At 59.1% G+C, this 17,337-nt stretch carries 17 protein-coding genes and 1 pseudogene; 14 read left to right on the top strand and 4 right to left on the bottom strand.

Annotated elements, in window-relative coordinates; translation table 11 throughout:
- Positions 1 to 274: 274 nt before the first annotated feature.
- Positions 275 to 826, bottom strand: a complete 552-nt coding sequence (gene yjgA, locus ABLX76_RS14840; RefSeq protein WP_004206498.1) for a ribosome biogenesis factor YjgA — start codon at positions 824 to 826, stop codon at positions 275 to 277.
- A 95-nt stretch (positions 827 to 921) separates the two neighbouring features.
- Between yjgA and pmbA the strand changes: the two genes are divergently transcribed.
- From pmbA to ABLX76_RS14770, 14 genes and pseudogenes are all read left to right on the top strand, one after another.
- Positions 922 to 2,274: a metalloprotease PmbA gene (pmbA, locus tag ABLX76_RS14835; RefSeq protein WP_032429082.1), complete on the top strand. Its 1,353-nt coding sequence runs from the start codon at positions 922 to 924 to the stop codon at positions 2,272 to 2,274.
- Between the two features lie 36 nt (positions 2,275 to 2,310).
- Entirely contained in the window at positions 2,311 to 2,697 is a 387-nt protein-coding gene (gene cybC, locus ABLX76_RS14830) for a cytochrome b562 (protein WP_002886893.1), read from the top strand.
- Between the two features lie 288 nt (positions 2,698 to 2,985).
- The gene (locus ABLX76_RS14825; RefSeq protein WP_004206500.1) at positions 2,986 to 3,324 is read left to right on the top strand and encodes a PRD domain-containing protein; all 339 of its coding nucleotides are present in this window, start codon (positions 2,986 to 2,988) and stop codon (positions 3,322 to 3,324) included.
- Positions 3,325 to 3,334: 10 nt separating this feature from the next.
- Positions 3,335 to 3,697 carry an SFCGS family glycine-rich protein gene (locus tag ABLX76_RS14820; RefSeq protein WP_032454653.1) on the top strand — a complete coding sequence of 121 codons (363 nt, stop codon included), beginning with the start codon at positions 3,335 to 3,337 and terminating at the stop codon, positions 3,695 to 3,697.
- A 2-nt stretch (positions 3,698 to 3,699) separates the two neighbouring features.
- Positions 3,700 to 3,999: a DUF4312 family protein gene (locus ABLX76_RS14815; RefSeq protein WP_004206503.1), complete on the top strand. Its 300-nt coding sequence runs from the start codon at positions 3,700 to 3,702 to the stop codon at positions 3,997 to 3,999.
- A gap of 21 nt (positions 4,000 to 4,020) precedes the next feature.
- Entirely contained in the window at positions 4,021 to 4,797 is a 777-nt protein-coding gene (locus ABLX76_RS14810; RefSeq protein WP_002886897.1) for a DUF4311 domain-containing protein, read from the top strand.
- A gap of 13 nt (positions 4,798 to 4,810) precedes the next feature.
- On the top strand, positions 4,811 to 5,455 hold the full coding sequence (locus tag ABLX76_RS14805; protein WP_004206504.1) for a DUF4310 family protein: 645 nt from the start codon (positions 4,811 to 4,813) through the stop codon (positions 5,453 to 5,455).
- Between the two features lie 112 nt (positions 5,456 to 5,567).
- Entirely contained in the window at positions 5,568 to 6,701 is a 1,134-nt protein-coding gene (locus tag ABLX76_RS14800; RefSeq protein ID WP_065882701.1) for an amidohydrolase/deacetylase family metallohydrolase, read from the top strand.
- The gene (locus ABLX76_RS14795; RefSeq protein ID WP_032454655.1) at positions 6,685 to 7,803 is read left to right on the top strand and encodes a DgaE family pyridoxal phosphate-dependent ammonia lyase; all 1,119 of its coding nucleotides are present in this window, start codon (positions 6,685 to 6,687) and stop codon (positions 7,801 to 7,803) included. The genes ABLX76_RS14800 and ABLX76_RS14795 overlap by 17 nt, the downstream gene beginning before the upstream one ends.
- Positions 7,800 to 8,540: a KDGP aldolase family protein gene (locus ABLX76_RS14790; protein ID WP_004206507.1), complete on the top strand. Its 741-nt coding sequence runs from the start codon at positions 7,800 to 7,802 to the stop codon at positions 8,538 to 8,540. Before ABLX76_RS14795 ends, ABLX76_RS14790 begins: the two co-directional genes overlap by 4 nt.
- A gap of 66 nt (positions 8,541 to 8,606) precedes the next feature.
- Positions 8,607 to 9,758, top strand: coding sequence for a lactonase family protein (locus ABLX76_RS14785; RefSeq protein ID WP_023291755.1), 1,152 nt, complete (start codon positions 8,607 to 8,609; stop codon positions 9,756 to 9,758).
- Between the two features lie 22 nt (positions 9,759 to 9,780).
- Complete coding sequence (locus ABLX76_RS14780; protein ID WP_348874753.1) at positions 9,781 to 11,691, top strand: PRD domain-containing protein; 1,911 nt, start codon at positions 9,781 to 9,783, stop codon at positions 11,689 to 11,691.
- Between the two features lie 77 nt (positions 11,692 to 11,768).
- Entirely contained in the window at positions 11,769 to 12,011 is a 243-nt protein-coding gene (locus tag ABLX76_RS14775; RefSeq protein WP_023291757.1) for a type II toxin-antitoxin system RelB/DinJ family antitoxin, read from the top strand.
- A pseudogene (locus ABLX76_RS14770) lies at positions 12,001 to 12,285 on the top strand (type II toxin-antitoxin system RelE/ParE family toxin). Before ABLX76_RS14775 ends, ABLX76_RS14770 begins: the two are co-directional and overlap by 11 nt.
- A gap of 3 nt (positions 12,286 to 12,288) precedes the next feature.
- Here ABLX76_RS14770 and nrdG read toward each other — a convergent pair.
- The 3 genes from nrdG to treC all read right to left on the bottom strand — a co-directional run bounded on the left by nrdG (position 12,289) and on the right by treC (position 17,327).
- Positions 12,289 to 12,753: an anaerobic ribonucleoside-triphosphate reductase-activating protein gene (nrdG, locus tag ABLX76_RS14765; RefSeq protein ID WP_012969085.1), complete on the bottom strand. Its 465-nt coding sequence runs from the start codon at positions 12,751 to 12,753 to the stop codon at positions 12,289 to 12,291.
- A 394-nt stretch (positions 12,754 to 13,147) separates the two neighbouring features.
- Positions 13,148 to 15,286: an anaerobic ribonucleoside-triphosphate reductase gene (gene nrdD, locus ABLX76_RS14760; protein ID WP_065882699.1), complete on the bottom strand. Its 2,139-nt coding sequence runs from the start codon at positions 15,284 to 15,286 to the stop codon at positions 13,148 to 13,150.
- Between the two features lie 385 nt (positions 15,287 to 15,671).
- Positions 15,672 to 17,327, bottom strand: coding sequence for an alpha,alpha-phosphotrehalase (gene treC / locus ABLX76_RS14755; RefSeq protein WP_348874751.1), 1,656 nt, complete (start codon positions 17,325 to 17,327; stop codon positions 15,672 to 15,674).
- Positions 17,328 to 17,337 lie beyond the last annotated feature (10 nt).

Here is a 17,337-nt window from a genome sequence, read left to right as displayed (position 1 = left end):
ACTGTTTGATAACTCAGGTTCAGCAGCCTTCCGTAGGCCGGATAAGGCGTAGCCGCCATCCGGCACAACAACGGGAATAGCGTAGGATACAGCCTGCCCGGCGGCGCGGCGCTTGCGCGGGCCTGCGGAGTCGAATAACTGTTTGATAACTCTGGTTCAGCAGCCTTCCGTAGGCCGGATAAGGCGTTAGCCACCCACCAGACAAAGCGGAGTAGCCCGGATAAGGCGCAGCGCGCCGCCATCCGGGTGACTTGTGCGGCAAAAGCGGCGGGAATTAGCCTTCGTTTTCCGCCAGTTCACGCAGATACTGGAAGATCAGGCGCGCGGATTTCGGCGGTTTGTTGCCTTCTTTCTCTTTCTTCGCATTGCGGATCAGGGAACGCAGCTGCTGACGGTCAGCATCTGGCCACAGGTTCAGCACTTCAGCTACGGCGTCATCCCCGTCGTCAATCAGTCGGTCACGGATCTGCTCCAGCTTGTGGAACAGCGCAACCTGCTGGTTGTGGCGGTTTTTCAGCTTATCCAGCGCCTGACGAATCGGATCGACATCGCGATTGCGCAGCATCTTACCGATAAGCTGCAGCTGGCGGCGGCGACCCTCTTTTTTGATTCGCTGGGCGAGTTCGATGGCGTCGCGCAGGTCAGTATCCAGCGGAATTTTATCCAGCGCGTTTTTCCCCAGGTCAACGAGTTCCGCGCCAAGACGCTTCAGTTCTTCCGCGTCGCGCTTAATTTCACTCTTACTGACCCAGATAATTTCATCGTCTTCATCCTCGATATCATCACCGGGAACGTCGTCGAGCCAGTCTTCGGGCTGCTTTGTCATCTCAGGCTCCTTAAAAAAAGAGGCTAATGTTACCAGTTAAGGCGCGCACTGAAAAACGGTTCTCTGTTAGACTTCAGTTAACTCCTTCTTACATTATGGCATTAGCAATGAAAGTGATCTCTCAAGTTGCCCAGCAACGTAAGACGCTGGAAGAGGCCGTGACCACGGCGCTGGAACTGGCGGCAGGTAAATCCGATGGTGCGGAAGTCTCCGTCAGCAAGACGACGGGCATCGGCGTCAGCACCCGCTATGGCGAAGTGGAGAATGTAGAATTCAATAGCGATGGGGCGTTAGGCATCACGGTTTACCACCAGAACCGCAAGGGCAGCGCCTCTTCCACCGATCTCAGCCCGGACGCCATCGCCCGCACCGTGCAGGCGGCGCTGGATATCGCCCGCTACACCTCCCCGGATCCCTTCGCCGGCGTGGCGGATAAAGAGCTGCTGGCCTTTGACGCCCCGGATCTGGACCTGTTCCACCCGGCGGAGGTCTCCCCGGATGAGGCCATCGAACTGGCCGCCCGCGCAGAGCAAGCGGCGCTGAAGGCCGATAAACGCATCACCAACACCGAAGGCGGCAGCTTTAACAGCCACTACGGCATCAAAGTGTTCGGCAACAGCCATGGCATGCTGCAGAGCTACTGTTCGACTCGCCACTCCCTTTCCAGCTGCGTGATCGCGGAAGATGACGGCGACATGGAACGCGACTACGCCTATACCATTGGCCGGGCGATCGAGGATCTGCAGTCCCCGGAATGGGTCGGGGAAGAGTGCGCCCGCCGCACCCTGTCGCGCCTCGCGCCGCGTAAGCTGTCGACCATGAAGGCGCCGGTGATTTTCGCCAATGAAGTGGCGACCGGGCTGTTTGGCCACCTGGTCGGAGCGATTGCCGGTGGTTCGGTATACCGCAAATCCACCTTCCTGCTCGATTCGCTGGGCAAACAAATTTTGCCGGAGTGGCTGACCATTGAAGAGCATCCGCACCTGCGTAAAGGACTGGCCTCCACGCCGTTCGACAGCGAAGGCGTGCGCACCGAGCGTCGCGATATCGTCAAAGACGGCGTGCTGACCCAGTGGCTGCTGACCAACTACTCTGCCCGCAAGCTGGGGATGAAAAGCACCGGCCACGCCGGCGGCATCCATAACTGGCGCATCAACGGCCGCGGCCTGAGTTTTGCAAAGATGCTTAAAGAGATGGGCACCGGTCTTGTGGTTACCGAACTGATGGGGCAGGGTGTCAGTGGCGTCACTGGCGACTACTCACGCGGCGCATCCGGCTTCTGGGTAGAAAATGGCGAAATTCAATATCCTGTCAGTGAGATCACCATTGCAGGAAATCTGAAAGAAATGTGGCGTAATATCGTGACCATCGGCGATGATATTGAAACGCGCAGCAACATTCAGTGCGGTTCTGTGCTGCTGCCGGAGATGAAAATCGCCGGGCAATAACACCTGTTTGCTTAAATAATAAAAAGGAAGTGAGCAATGCGTAAAAAACTGTTAGCGATGCTGGCTGTCTCTGCTTTTGCGCTCGGTTCAGCCTCGGCCTTCGCCGACCTGGGCGAAGACATGGACACTCTGGCAGAAAATCTGCAAGTGGTACAGAAAACCTCCGACGCCGGCGAACTGAAAGCGGCGCTGAATAAGATGCGTACCGCCGCGGTTGATGCCCAGAAAGAGACGCCGCCGAAGCTGGAAGGCAAAGCGGCCGACAGCGCTGAGATGAAAGATTACCGTCACGGTCTGGATATTCTGATCGGCCAGATCGACGGCGCGCTGAAGCTGGCGAATGAAGGCAAGGTGAAAGAGGCGCAGGCCGCCGCGGAGGAGTTTAAAACCACCCGCAACACCTACCATAAGAAGTACCGCTAACTGCCGTTTTCGGGAGGCATCAGCCGATGTCTCCCACCTCAAAGCCTACCGATATCACACTTTTCGATCTCTTTTTCCGGCCTTTCCGCAGCCGCGGGCTGCACATTCACGCGCATTGTTGTGATACGTCTCACGCCATAATTGCTGTTTTTTCATTTTTCCAGTGAATGTGTGGGGTCGATCACGCCTGCCGTCTCCCTTTCCACTTCGAAGTGGAAAACAACTCGCTACAAACTCCCATCCCCCGGCGCTACTTTGATTCCCAGAGACATCAGCGGGGTATCAGAAGTGAATAACGGAGCGGTAATACACGACGTAGGGGAGCAGGCAGCGCAGACCGAACGCCTGGCTGACAAGATGCTGCAGCAGGTTTTTGCCCTGTTAAGCCGTCACGGCATCGTCCCTAACGACGTTCAGGAGCAAATGCTGACCTCCCACGTGCGGGCGATGGCCCACCGGTCAATCAGCGGGGAACCGCTGCCGGAAGTGGATGCCAGCCTGTTCGAAGAGATTTCACCAGATTCAATGACGTTGGCCCGCGAAGTGGTCGCGCAGTTCGGCAACCTGCCTGATGAAGAGGCCTGGCTGCTCTCCGTCCATTTCGAAGTCGCAAAAGAAAACCTGTAAGGAGCAAAACATGGAACAAATCACCGTAGTTATTGGCGACCGTCTGGGTAAAGGCCAAAAAGTCGCCGCAGGCGCAGAGAAAGCCGGCGCACGTGCAGTGGTCGTCCCTGGCGTTGCTGCCGACATGAAGCTTGGCGACATGATGAAAGCGGAAAACGCCACCTTCGGCATCTCCTTCTGCGGCAGCGGCGGCGCCGGCGCCATCACCGCCCAGACCAAACACGGCTACAAAGCGAAATACGGCATGCGTTCCGTGGAAGAGGGCGTCACCGCCATCAACGAAGGCTGCAACGTGCTGGGCTTCGGCTTTATGGATAAAGAAGAGCTGGGCGAGCGGCTGGTAGAGGCCTGGAAAAAGAAATACGGCGCATAAGTATGAAAGAGCAATTCACCACCACGGTGAGGGTTGCCGGCAAAGGCGAAAGCAAATCACGGGCCTTCGCCGATGCCCTGAACCATGTGCAGGCTGCGGTGATGAAAACGTCATCGCACATTCTGCTGCGTATTGAGCCACAGGACGTGACGGTTGTTCATGCGCGCGAAGCGGTACGAAAAGAGGCCTTCCTGTTTTTCTTTTTGCGCCGTGAACGACGGACCTACAGCGTGGAGCTGGACGTCACCGTCAACGTGACCGCCATCGATCTCGATAAAGTGGATTTCGTCACGCAAACCTGATTGTTAGCAAAGGGTCTGACTATGTTCCTGATAATATTAATAAAATCGCTTATCATCGGCGGCCTGGTCGGCGTCGGCGTGGGCGCCGGAGCGGCACGCATGTTTCATGCCCCTACCACCCAGGGGATGGGGGCGTTTCGAACCCTGGGCGAGCTGAACTCCTGTGAGGGCGATCCGGCTTCCCACTTCTCCTTTGGCCTCGGTTTCTTCTTTAACGCCTGGGCCTCTTCCGTTGCAGCAGGCTCCTTCACCCAGGATGTTGACCACCGCATTATCCCCAACTGGGGCGCGGCGGCGCTGATGCTGAAAAATCGTAACGTCGGCGAAACGCTGCACGATCCGAAAAAAATGGCCATCTCCTGCGGCATCATCGGCATGATCGTCGTCGCCTTCCTTAACCTCACCGCCTCGTCCGTACCGGAAGCGCTGCAGGTGACCGCGGTTAAGGTACTGGTCCCGGCGGCAAACCTGCTGGTGAACACCGTGATGCCGGTGATCTTCTGGCTGGCGGCGATCGACGCCGGTAAAAAATCAGGCTTCTGGGCGACCATCTTCGGCGGCGCGGCGCAGCTGATTATGGGCAACGCCGTACCGGGGCTGGTGCTGGGCATCCTGATCGGCAAAGGCGTTGAAGAGAGCGGCTGGAACCGGGTCACCAAAGTGATGATGGTGGCCATTGTCGCCCTGTTCGTCCTCAGCGGCTTCTTCCGCGGCTTCGACATGAAGATGATCGAATCCTTCCATCTGACCGTGCCGAACTGGCTGGACATGATCCACAACTCACTCAGCGGCAAGTAACGGGAGCCTGATAATGGAACAGAATAAAGGTTTTTGGTATGCCGACTGGTCGTTCCCGATCTTCGTTGGCCTGCTCTCCTCCGGCGTCTTCGCCGGGACCCACATGTACTACCTGTACGGCATCGGCGCCTTTAACGAAGTCGCCTTCGTGGCGATGCTGAAGTCGGGGATTGATACCGGCGTTTACGGCGCGGTGGCCGCGTTTGGCGCCAGCTTCCTGTTCGCCCGCATCATCGAAGGGTCGCTGGTGGGGATCCTCGATATCGGCGGCGCTATTCAGACCGGGATCGGTCTTGGCGTCCCGGCGCTGCTGCTCGGCGCGGGCTTTGTCTTCCCGGTGGCGAACTTCGCCGCCTCGCTGGCAACCGGCCTGATCCTCGGCCTGGCGGTGGGCTACATCATCATTCTGGCGCGTAAGTTCACCATCAACCAGAGCGACTCCACGTACGGCGCCGACGTGATGATGGGGGCCGGTAATGCCTCCGGCCGCTTCCTCGGCCCCTTGATCATCCTCAGCGCAATGACCGCCTCGATTCCTATCGGGATCGGCTCGCTGGTTGGCGCCCTGCTGTTCTACATCTGGCAGAAACCGATCACCGGCGGCGCCATCCTCGGCGCGATGATCCTCGGCTCCATTTTCCCGGTGGCGATTAGCTAATCGCCCGATGGCGCGGCGCTTATCGGGCCTACACGTCAGCGCGATTGATAGGCCGGATAAGGCGGTACGCCGCCATCCGGCAACAGATACACTCTTTCATCAGGAGATAGCTATGTTTGATTTACTCCTGCGCCGCGCGCGCCTCGTCGACGATACCCTGACTGATATCGCCATTCAGGACGGGAAAATCGCGGCGCTGGGCGAGATTAGCGCGCCCTCCCGCAAAACCCTCGATCTGCAGGGCAACAGCTACGTCAGCGCCGGTTGGATTGACTCCCACGTTCACTGCTACCCGAATTCGCCAATTTATCACGATGAGCCGGACAGCGTCGGTATCGCCACCGGCGTCACCACCGTGATTGATGCCGGCAGCACCGGCGCCGACGATGTCGATGAGTTCTATCAACTGACCCGTAAAGCGGCGACGGAAGTCTATGCCCTGCTCAATATCTCCCGCGTCGGGCTGATTGCCCAGAATGAACTGGCCAATATGACCAATATTGACGCCGAGGCGGTGAAGCAGGCGGTGCAGCGTCATCCCGATTTTATCGTTGGTCTGAAGGCGCGGATGAGCAGCAGCGTAGTGGGGGAAAACGGCATTACGCCGCTGGCGCGCGCCAAGGCGATTCAGCAGGAAAACGGCGATCTGCCGCTGATGGTGCACATTGGCAACAATCCGCCGAACCTCGATGAAATCGCCGATCTGCTGAGCCGCGGCGACATCATTACCCACTGCTATAACGGCAAACCGAACCGCATTCTGAATCCTGCCGGCGAACTGCGCAGTTCGATTACTCGCGCCCTGCAGCGCGGCGTGCGCCTCGACGTCGGCCACGGTACCGCCAGCTTCAGCTTTGAAGTGGCGCGCCGGGCGATTGCGCTGGGCATTCTGCCGCACACCATCAGCTCGGATATTTACTGCCGTAACCGCATCGACGGCCCGGTGCGTTCGCTGGCGCTGGTGATGTCGAAATTTCTCGCCATCGGCATGACCCTGTCGCAGGTGATTGCCTGCGTGACCGTCAGCGCTGCCGAGGGGCTGCGCCTGTCGCGTAAAGGGCGGCTGGAAGTGGGTTTCGACGCCGATCTCACGCTATTTCGCCTGGAGCGCCAGCCAACGCTGCTGGTGGATGCCGAAAAAGAGAGCCTCCAGGCAGACAACATTTTGGTGCCGCTGGCCGCGATCCGCGCGGGCAAAGGCTATCTGACCGAACAAGGGAGCGCGGAACATGCCTTCGATTTTTGAAAAATACCATTTAAAACAAGTTATTAACACTTCTGGCCGGATGACGGCGCTGGGCGTTTCCACGCCGCGTCCGGAAGTGGTGGACGCCGCGATGGCCGGCATGAACCAGTACTTTGAAATGAAAGATCTGGTGAATAAAACCGGCGAGTACATCGCCAGGCTGCTGGACGTGGAAGGGGCGACCGTGGTCTCCTGCGCCTCGGCAGGGATTGCCCAGTCGGTGGCGGCGGTGCTGGTGAAAGACAGCGACTGGCTGCTGGAGAACCTGCACGTCACGCCGATAGAGCATAACGAAATCGTCCTGCCGAAGGGCCACAACGTCAACTTCGGCGCGCCGGTCGGCACCATGGTGGCGCTGGGCGGCGGCAGGCTGGTGGAAGCGGGCTACGCCAACGAATGCTCTGCCGAACAGCTGGCGGCGGCGATCACCCCGCGCACCGCGGCGATCCTCTACATCAAATCCCACCACTGCGTGCAGAAAAGCATGCTCAACGTGGCGCAGGCCGCGGAAGTGGCGCGTCAGCATCATTTACCGCTGATCGTCGACGCGGCGGCGGAGGAAGATCTGCAGGGCTACTACCGCATGGGCGCCGACCTGGTGATCTACAGCGGCGCGAAAGCGATTGAAGGGCCGACCAGCGGGCTGGTGATCGGCAAAACGCAGTACGTCGAGTGGGTTAAACGCCAGTCGATGGGGATTGGCCGGGCGATGAAAGTGGGTAAAGAGGGGATCCTCGGCCTGACCTGCGCCATTGAACACTACCTGACGGCAAGCAAAGAGAGCGGCGAAGAGATGGTGGCGAAGATGACGCCGTTTATCGAACAGCTCAATACCCTCAACGGCGTCACTGCCCGCGTGGTCTGGGACAGCGCCGGCCGCGATATCGCCCGCGCCGAAATCAAATTCGACGAAGCGGTGACCGGCGTGAAGACCGGCGATCTGGTTAACGCGCTGAAGCAGGGCGAATACGCCATCTACTTCCGCGGCTATAAAGCGAATGAAGGCATTATCGAAGCCGATGTCCGCAGCGTTGACGCCCAGCAGCTGGCGGTAGTCGCCCGCCGTATCGCGGAAGTTCTGAACAAGGAGAAACAAGCATGAAACTGACCCCAAACTTTTACCGTGACCGCGTGTGCCTGAACGTCCTGGCGGGTAGCAAAGACAACGCCCGGGAAATCTATGACGCGGCGGAAGGTCATGTCCTGGTCGGCGTGCTCTCCAAAAACTACCCGGACGTCGCCAGCGCGGTGGCCGATATGCGCGACTACGCGAAGCTGATTGATAACGCCCTCTCCGTCGGGCTGGGCGCAGGGGATCCGAATCAGTCGGCGATGGTGAGCGAGATTTCGCGCCAGGTGCAGCCGCAGCACGTCAATCAGGTCTTCACCGGCGTGGCCACCAGCCGCGCGCTGCTCGGGCAGAACGAAACGGTGGTCAATGGCCTGGTCTCGCCCACCGGCACCCCGGGTATGGTGAAGATCTCCACCGGCCCGCTGAGCAGCGGCGCGGCGGATGGGATTGTGCCGCTGGAAACCGCCATCGCGCTGTTAAAAGATATGGGCGGCAGCTCCATCAAATACTTCCCGATGGGCGGCCTGAAGCACCGCGACGAGTTCGAGGCGGTGGCCAAAGCCTGCGCCGCGCACGATTTCTGGCTGGAGCCGACCGGCGGTATCGATCTGGAAAACTACAGCGAGATCCTGAAGATCGCCCTCGATGCCGGGGTGAGCAAAATCATCCCGCATATCTACAGCTCGATTATCGATAAGGCCAGCGGCAACACCCGCCCGGCCGATGTTCGCCAGCTGCTGGAGATGACCAAACAGTTAGTGAAGTAGTGCCCTTGCCCCTCACCCTCAAAGGGTGAGGGGCAGCTTATCCCACTGAACCATCAAGGAGTTGCTATGCCTGTCGCTCGTCATCTGCTTGTCGCTTCACTGTCCCTGTTTGCCGCCGCCGCCGCCGCGCAAACTCACTATGCCTGGGTAGGCACCTATAATCCCAATGGCGAAGGTCTGTACCGCTTTACCGTTGACAGCCAAACCGGCGCGCTACGTGACAGGACGCTGGTGAGTTCGTTGCCGAACGCCGCTCAGCTGACCGTCTCGCGCGATGGCAAGACGCTGTATGCCGCCAGCGAGGTGGAGAAAGGCGTGGTGCAGGCGTGGCGCATTGAGAAGAACGGCGAGCTGACCGCACTCAATCAGGTCGCCTCCGGCGGCGCCGGTCCGGTTTATCTCTCCCTGACGCCGAACGGTAAACAGCTGCTGGTGGCCAACTACGTCAGCGGCAGCATCGCCGTGCTACCGGTGAAAGAAGACGGTAGCCTGGGTGAGGCGGTGGACAGGCATCAGGATGAAGGCCCGGCAGGGGCCGAACGCCCGGCGGCGGCCGTCGAGGGCAGCTTCGCCATCAGCGATCACAATGGCCCGCACGCCCATATGATCGCCGCCGATCCCAGCGGGAAATTTGTTTACTCCACCGATCTGGGACTGGATCGGATCTATCAGTATCGGCTGGATAGCGCCAGCGGCAAGCTGACGCCGAACGATCCGCCGTTTATCGCTGCCTCGTCGCCGGGAGCCGGCCCGCGCCACTTCGTCTTCACGCCAAAGGGCGACGGTCTGTGGCTGATTAACGAGGAAGCGTCGACGCTGACCTTCTATCATCTGGATCAGCAAAGCGGCCTGCTGCGCGAAGGCAAAACTGTCTCCGCGCTGCCGAAAGAGTATAAGGGCACCAGCTTTGCCGCCGGCCTGGCGCTGAGCAACGACGGCAAACAGCTGTACGTCGCCAACCGTCTGCATAACAGCATCGCCCACTTTACGGTGCAGGCCGACGGCCGCCTGCGCCACCAGGAGGATATCTGGACGCGCGGAGATTACCCCCGCACGCTGACCCTGGATAATCAGGGGCAGTGGCTGTACGTCATGAACCAGCGTAGCGATAATATTACCCGCTTCAGCGTGGCGCCGAAGGATGGCAAATTGACCTTTGTCTCAGACTACACGCCGGTCGGCAGTCCATCGCAGATGGTGATTTCCGCCCAACCCTGAGCCGTAACCACAAGGAACTGACATGCGATTTCCCAACCAACGCTTAGCGCAACTCTTCACCCTGCTGCGGAATGAAACGCTGCCGCAGGATGAGCTGGCGCAACGCCTGTCGGTTTCCACCCGTACCGTGCGCGCCGATATTACCGCCCTGAATGCGCTACTGGCGCAGTATGGCGCGCAGTTTATCCTTAACCGCGGCAGCGGTTATCAGCTGAAAATTAATAACCCGGCGAGCTTTCAGGCGCTGGAGGAGACGGCGCCGAAGGCGCAGCATGTCCCGCGTACCGCCCAGGATCGCATCACTTTCCTGCTGGTGCGTTTTCTGACGTCGGCATTCTCGATCAAGCTGGAAGACCTGGCGGATGAGTGGTTCGTCAGCCGCGCCACGCTGCAAAACGATATGGTCGAGGTGCGCGAGCGCTTCCAGCGCTATCAGCTAACCCTTGAAACCCGCCCGCGCCACGGCATGAAGCTGTTCGGTAGCGAGGTATCGGTTCGCGCCTGCCTCACCGACCTGCTGTGGGAGCTAACCCAGCAGGGCGGTATCGCGCCGCCGATCGGCGCCGAGGCCTTTGCAGAGGAGGTGCCTGCGCTGCTGGAGCCGGTGCTGCAGGAGACGCTCACGCGCCACCATATTCGCCTCACTGACGTCGGCGAGCGCTTTATCGGCCTGTACGGGGCGGTGGTGGTGCGTCGCGTCAGCGAAGGCTACCCGCTGGCGGATTTTAGTGCTGAAGATGTGGCGCAGAACGTCCGCGATGCCGCGCGCGATCTGGCGGGCGAACTGCAGCGGCTGGCCGGTAAACCTTTATCGCCCGCGGAAGAAGAGTGGCTGTGCGTGCATATCGCCGCCCGTCAGGTACAGGACGTGGACCCGGAAACCATCAGCGCCGACGATGACGAAGCGCTGGTCAACTACATCCTGCGCTACATCAACAGCCAGTATAACTACAACCTGCTGGACGATGCCCAGCTGCACGCCGATCTGCTGACCCACATAAAGACCATGATCACCCGCGTGCGCTACCAGATCATGATCCCCAATCCGCTGCTGGATAACATCAAACAGCACTACCCGATGGCCTGGGATATGACCCTCGCCGCGGTCTCCAGCTGGGGCAAATATACTCCGTACACCATCAGCGAAAACGAAATCGGCTTTCTGGTGCTGCATATCGGCGTCGGGCTGGAGCGCCACTACAACATCGGCTACCAGCGTCAGCCGCAGGTGCTGCTGGTGTGCGATACCAGCAATGCGATGGTGCGGATGATTGAGGCGATCCTGCAGCGCAAATATCCGCAGCTGGAGATCGCCGCCACTATTTCCCAGCGCGAGTACGAACAGCGGGACGCGATCGAGGCGGATTTTGTTATCTCCACGGTGCGGATCAGCGAAAAAGACAAGCCGGTAGTGACCATCGCGCCGTTCCCCACTGACTATCAACTGGATCAGATCGGCAAGCTGGTGCTGGTGGACCGTACCCGTCCATGGATGCTGAATAAGTACTTCGATGCCGCCCACTTCCGGGTGGTCGATACGCCGATGGATCAGCAAACGCTGTTCGCCGAGCTGTGCCAGCAGCTGCTGGAGGAAGGCTTTGTTGACGCCGAGTTTCATGCTTCGGTGGTGGAGCGTGAAGCGATTGTCAGCACCATGCTCGGCGATGGCATTGCGCTGCCGCACTCCCTGGGGCTACTGGCGAAAAAGACGGTGGTCTATACCGTCATTGCCCCGCAGGGCATCGTCTGGGGTGACGAAACCGCCCATATCATCTTCCTGCTCGCTATCAGCAAGCGCGAGTATGAAGAGGCGATGGCGATCTACGATATTTTCGTGACTTTCCTGCGCGAGCGCGCCATGAGCCGCCTCGCCGCGACCCGCAGCTTCGATGAGTTTAAAACGGTGGCGATGGAGTGCGTCAGCCGGTTTTGAGAGGCGTTTTCCAGATTCGAGTGTAATTCAAATGTAATGCTATAATGCATTACGAAATATCCCTTTCTGGAGGCATAATGGCCACGCTCAACGTTCGACTGGACGATAAACTCAAAAAAGAGGCTTATGCCGTGCTGGAGAAACTCGATATGACGCCAACGGAGGCGGTGCGCCTGCTGTTTCAATACATTGCGGAAAATGGCCGCATGCCAGTGAAAAGTATGACTATCAGCGATAGCGAAGCGGCATTATTACGCACCGTCCGCGAGCGGCTGGAAAACCCGCAGCCGGAGGTGAAGGTGAGTCTGGATGATCTATGAACTGGCGTTTGATCCGCGTGCCTGGCGCGAATGGCAGAAGCTTGGCGAGACGATCAAAAAACAGTTCAAAAATAAGCTCCAGCAGGTTGTGCAGAATCCGCGAATTGCATCGGCCAGTCTGAGTGATTTACCGGATTGCTACAAAATCAAGCTTAAGGCGTCAGGTTATCGGTTGGTGTATTAAGTACGGGATAGTGTGGTGGTGGTTTACGTTATTGCCATTGGCAAAAGAGAGAAAGCGGCCGTTTATCATCAGGCGAATAAACGGCTCTAAACGCTATCGCAAATGATGTACCACCTGGTTGCTGCTGCCGCGCCAGATCAGCGCCGGGTCTTTTAAATCCTGCACAAACTTACCGTCGACCAGCACGTTGATCAGGTTCACCACCTGCATCTGCGCCTCATTCAGCTCATCCAGTTTATAGCCGGTCCAGACCCAGATATCTTTGCCGGGGCATTCGGCACGCACGCGCTGAACCAGTTTGAGGATCTCCGCGACGTTCTGCGGATGCAGCGGATCGCCGCCGGAGAGTGAAATCCCCTGGCGTTTGATGCGGGTATCGTTGAGATCGGCAATGATGCGGTCGGCCATCTCGGCGGTAAACGGCATGCCGGAGTTCACCCGCCAGGTGCTTTTGTTGTAGCAGCCGGGGCACTCATGGACGCAGCCGGAGACAAACAGGGTGCAGCGGGTGCCGGGGCCGTTGACAATATCTACCGGGTAGTACTGATGGTAATTCATTGTTTCCTCTTCTCATTTGCCGATGTAGCGGCGTTGGCTGCGCTCGCTCGCCCGGGTCACTTACTCCAGTAAGCTCCCCGGGACTTACTCGTTTGCCGCCTTGCTACAACGCCAACTGATTTGAGGAAACCCACCTGGCTGTTTGGGATTCCCTCGTTTGCCGCCTTGCTCTGACGCTAATGGCTTTGCGAAAACGGAGGTGCTGTGCATTTGTAAAGGGAACGGCTCCCGGCGTCGCTGCGTTCGCCCGGGCTACGAAAAGCCGCATACGCGGTTGTAGCCCGGATAAGGCGCTTTGCGCCGCGATCCGGGAACGGCGCCTTAGTGGCCTAACGGCTACGGGCCGGTTCCCTCTCCCCGTTGGGGAGAGGGGGAGGGGCTAAACCAGCTGGAATTAACCGATCTGCCCGTTGCCCAGGTGCTTCACGCGGCGCTTCACTTCTTCCTGCTTGCCGGCGTTGAACGGGCGCGCGTCCGGACTGCCGAGGTAGCCGCACACCCGACGGGTAACGGAAACGCGGGAGGCGTCGTGGTTACCGCATTTCGGGCAGGTAAAGCCCTTGCTGGTGCACTCGAACTCGCCGGTGAAACCGCACTCGTAGCACTCATCGATCGGCGTGTTAGTGCCGTAGTACGGCACATGCTGATAGCTGTAATCCCATACGTCTTCCAGCGCCTTCAGGTTGTGCTGGATGTTTGGGTATTCGCCGTAGCAAATGAAGCCCCCGTTAGCCAGCGGCGGATACGGCGCTTCAAAATCGATCTTGTCGTACGGGTTGACCTTCTTCTCCACGTCGAGGTGGAAGCTGTTGGTGTAGTAACCTTTGTCGGTCACGCCCTCCACCACGCCAAACTCGGCGGTGTCGAGACGGCAGAAGCGGTCGCACAGGTTTTCGCTCGGCGTGCTGTACAGGCTAAAGCCGTAGCCGGTCTCTTCTTTCCACAAATCGACGGCGTCGCGCAGGCGCTGGACGATGGCCACACCCTTCTCGCGCAGCGCCTCGCTGTCGTACATATGCTGGTTGCCGTACAGCGCATTGATAGTTTCATGGATACCGATATAGCCCAGCGAAATCGACGCCCGGCCGTTTTTAAAGATCTCGGCGACGTCGTCGTCGGCTTTCAGCCGTACGCCGCAGGCCCCTTCCATATAGAGGATCGGCGCCACGCGCGCTTTTACCCCTTCCAGGCGGGCAATGCGGGTCATCAGCGCTTTGCGCGCCAGCTGCAGGCGCTCGTCCAGCAGCGCCCAGAAGGCGGCTTCGTCGCCTTTCGCTTCCAGGGCGATGCGCGGCAGGTTGAGGCTGATGACGCCGAGGTTATTGCGCCCATCGTGCACCTGCTCGCCGTTCTCGTTTTCCCACACCCCGAGGAAGCTGCGGCAGCCCATCGGCGTTTTAAACGACCCGGTAACCTTCACCACCTGGTCGTAGTTGAGGATATCCGGGTACATGCGCTTGCTGGCGCACTCCAGCGCCAGCTGTTTGATGTCGTAGTTCGGGTCGCCGAACTTATGGTTCAGGCCGTCACGGATCGCGAACACCAGTTTCGGGAACACCGCGGTCTTACGGTTTTTACCGAGGCCGGCAATGCGGTTGCGCAGAATCGACTGCTGGATCAGCCGCGATTCCCAGCTGGTGCCGAGACCGAACCCGAAGGTGACGAACGGCGTCTGGCCGTTGGCGGTATGCAGCGTGTTAACCTCATACTCCAGCGACTGGAAGGCGTCGTAGCACTCTTTTTCGGTACGGGCGCGGGCATAGCCTTCGGCATCCGGGATCTGCCACTCTTCGGCGATTTTTCGATGCTTGTTAAAGCTTTCGCTGACGAACGGCGCCAGCACTTCATCGATTCGGTTGATGGTGGTGCCGCCGTAAATATGGCTGGCGACCTGGGCGATGATCTGCGCGGTCACCGCGGTGGCGGTAGAGATAGACTTCGGCGGCTCGATCTCCGCGTTGCCCATCTTAAAGCCCTGGGTCAGCATGCCTTTCAGGTCGATCAGCATGCAGTTAAACATCGGGAAGAAGGGCGAGTAATCGAGGTCATGATAGTGGATCATGCCGCGTTCGTGGGCCATCACCACATCGTGAGGCAGCAGGTGCTGCCGGGCGTAGTGCTTGGCGACGATACCGGCCAGCAGGTCGCGCTGGGTCGGGATGACTTTACTGTCCTTGTTGGCGTTTTCGTTGAGCAGCGCGGAGTTGGTCTGCTCGACGAGGCCGCGGATCTCCTGATTGAGGCGGCCGCGCTTCTCACGCTGGCTATCGCGGTCATGGCGATACTCAATGTAGGCGCGCGCCAGCTGCTTATAGGGGCCGGACATCAGCTGGTTTTCCACCGCGGTCTGGATCTCGTTGATGTCGACCTGAGCGCGGCCCTGCATTTGTTGGCTAACGACTTCTGCGACGGTGGCGCAATAGTCTGCGTCATCGACTCCCGCTGCTTTAGCTGCACGCAGAATTGCTTCCTGAATGCGCTCTGACTTGAACGGCACTTTACAGCCATCACGTTTCATCACATGCGGTGTCATGATCACTCCATATATAGAACAGGTTATCCACAGAGGCGGAGGTTATCCCGAAGGCGCTGTACGCTACGGCTCGTGCTGTTTGCCTTCAGATCCGGCCCGTTTTATCCACATCTCATCACCGCCAGACATCGACAAGATATGGTGACATAATAGACGATTAATACAACATGTAGGGCCGGGACGCATTTTAAGTTCTATATGTAGTGATTTGCATCAAAGATGTTTGCGATTTTATTGACCCAGAACAAGGTAAAAAGGTGAGAGTACGGATGATGGGCGCTGGCGATAAATGTAAATTTATCTGGCTGGCAAATAAGCAAAAATGCCTGGCGTTCGCCACCGGCGCCAGGCATGACCTTCTCATTTCGGGAGGGCAGGGGACACCTTACGCCTGCAGCCACCATACCGCTTCGAACGGCCGCAGCGTCAGCCCGGTTGGGCGGGGCGTGGTCTCGGCATAGTTGCTGATGATCATCTTCCACTCGCCCGGGGCGTCCTCAGGCTGCCAGGCCTGCAGGTCGCGGCTCAGGTTGGCGGCGACCACCAGCGTTTGTCCCTGCCACTGACGGCGATAGCACCACAGCGACGGATGGTCAGGCAGGAGATCCTGATAATCGCCCCAGGTCAGCAGCGGCAGGGTTTTACGCAGCGTAATCAGCTGCTGATAGGCATAAAACACCGAATCAGGGTCCGCCAGCGCCGCCTCGACGTTGATCTCCTGGTAGTTATCGCCAAGGCCGATCCACGGTTCGCCATCGCTAAAGCCACCGTTCTCGCCACCATGCCACGGCATCGGCGTGCGGCTGTTGTCGCGCGACTTGCTGGCAAGGATCGCCAGCAGTTCGTCCGGACTTTGCCCCTGCGCCGCACGTTCGATAAACATATTGTGGCTCTCGACGTCGCGATAATCGCTGATGCTGTTGAAGTGCGGATTGGTCATGCCGATCTCTTCGCCCTGATAAATATAGGGCGTGCCCTGCATGCCGTGCAGCACCATCGCCAGCATCTTCGCCGCCGGCACCCGGTACTCGCCTTCGTCGCCAAAGCGCGAGACGATGCGCGGCTGATCGTGATTACACCAGAACAGCGCGTTCCACGCCTGGTTGTGCATCCCCTGCTGCCAGTGGCGGAACAGCGCCTTCAGCGCCACATAGTCCGGGCGGGCGAGGGTCCACTTCTCCCCACCGGGATAATCGACTTTTAAATGGTGGAAGTTAAAGGTCATCGACAGCTCGCGGCCGTCCAGCGCGGCGTACTGCTGGCAGTGTTCCAGCGAGGTGGAAGACATCTCGCCGACGGTCATCAGATGACGCGGCGTGAAGACATCGCGGCTCATCTCCTGCAGGAACTCATGCACCCGCGGGCCGTCGGTGTAGAAGCGGCGGCCATCCCCGTCCGCATCGCAGGGAAAGGCCTGATCCTTCGAGATCAGGTTGACCACGTCGAGGCGCAGGCCGTCGACGCCGCGGTCGGCCCAGAATTCGCAGACCTTTTTCAGCTCGGCGCGCACCGCCGGGTTCTCCCAGTTGAGATCCGCCTGCTCAATGGCGAACAGGTGCAGATAATACTGACCGCTGTCGGCATGCCACTGCCAGGCGTTGCCGCCAAACTTGGAGCGCCAGTTGTTCGGCAGGGCGTCCGGTTCGCCGTCGCGCCAGATATAGAACTGACGGTAGGGGCTCTCCTTATTCAGCGACTGACGGAACCACTCGTGTTCGGTCGAGGTATGGTTCAGCACCATATCCAGCACGATGCGGATCCCGCGGGCCTTCGCTTCCGCCACCAGGGCGTCAAAATCGGCCATCGTGCCGTAGGAGGGATCGATGGCGGTGTAGTTTGCCACGTCGTAGCCGTTATCCACCTGCGGTGAAACGTAGAACGGCGTCAGCCAGATGGCGTCGACCCCAAGCTTTTGCAGATAGTCGAGGCGGGAGGTGACGCCGCGCAGGTCGCCGGTGCCGCTGCCGGTGGTATCCTGAAAACTCTTCGGATAGATTTGATAAATAACGCCGTTTTGCCACCAGTGGGGGAGATGATTCATAGTACTTTCC

It is taken from the genome of Klebsiella sp. JB_Kp004, assembly GCF_040065795.1.
GTDB classification, from domain to species: domain Bacteria; phylum Pseudomonadota; class Gammaproteobacteria; order Enterobacterales; family Enterobacteriaceae; genus Klebsiella; species Klebsiella quasipneumoniae.
The sequence above is the reverse complement of the archived record's forward strand: the minus strand, read 5'-3'. Positions and strand labels throughout refer to the sequence as shown.

Excerpts from the sequence above, each read along its gene's own strand:
- yjgA (WP_004206498.1), bottom strand. The coding sequence starts at position 826 with ATGACAAAGCAGCCCGAAGACTGGCTCGACGACGTTCCCGGTGATGAT.
- pmbA (WP_032429082.1), top strand. The coding sequence starts at position 922 with ATGGCATTAGCAATGAAAGTGATCTCTCAAGTTGCCCAGCAACGTAAG.
- cybC (WP_002886893.1), top strand. The coding sequence starts at position 2,311 with ATGCGTAAAAAACTGTTAGCGATGCTGGCTGTCTCTGCTTTTGCGCTC.
- ABLX76_RS14820 (WP_032454653.1), top strand. The coding sequence starts at position 3,335 with ATGGAACAAATCACCGTAGTTATTGGCGACCGTCTGGGTAAAGGCCAA.
- ABLX76_RS14815 (WP_004206503.1), top strand. The coding sequence starts at position 3,700 with ATGAAAGAGCAATTCACCACCACGGTGAGGGTTGCCGGCAAAGGCGAA.
- ABLX76_RS14810 (WP_002886897.1), top strand. The coding sequence starts at position 4,021 with ATGTTCCTGATAATATTAATAAAATCGCTTATCATCGGCGGCCTGGTC.
- ABLX76_RS14805 (WP_004206504.1), top strand. The coding sequence starts at position 4,811 with ATGGAACAGAATAAAGGTTTTTGGTATGCCGACTGGTCGTTCCCGATC.
- ABLX76_RS14800 (WP_065882701.1), top strand. The coding sequence starts at position 5,568 with ATGTTTGATTTACTCCTGCGCCGCGCGCGCCTCGTCGACGATACCCTG.
- ABLX76_RS14795 (WP_032454655.1), top strand. The coding sequence starts at position 6,685 with ATGCCTTCGATTTTTGAAAAATACCATTTAAAACAAGTTATTAACACT.
- ABLX76_RS14790 (WP_004206507.1), top strand. The coding sequence starts at position 7,800 with ATGAAACTGACCCCAAACTTTTACCGTGACCGCGTGTGCCTGAACGTC.
- ABLX76_RS14785 (WP_023291755.1), top strand. The coding sequence starts at position 8,607 with ATGCCTGTCGCTCGTCATCTGCTTGTCGCTTCACTGTCCCTGTTTGCC.
- ABLX76_RS14780 (WP_348874753.1), top strand. The coding sequence starts at position 9,781 with ATGCGATTTCCCAACCAACGCTTAGCGCAACTCTTCACCCTGCTGCGG.
- ABLX76_RS14775 (WP_023291757.1), top strand. The coding sequence starts at position 11,769 with ATGGCCACGCTCAACGTTCGACTGGACGATAAACTCAAAAAAGAGGCT.
- nrdG (WP_012969085.1), bottom strand. The coding sequence starts at position 12,753 with ATGAATTACCATCAGTACTACCCGGTAGATATTGTCAACGGCCCCGGC.
- nrdD (WP_065882699.1), bottom strand. The coding sequence starts at position 15,286 with ATGACACCGCATGTGATGAAACGTGATGGCTGTAAAGTGCCGTTCAAG.
- treC (WP_348874751.1), bottom strand. The coding sequence starts at position 17,327 with ATGAATCATCTCCCCCACTGGTGGCAAAACGGCGTTATTTATCAAATC.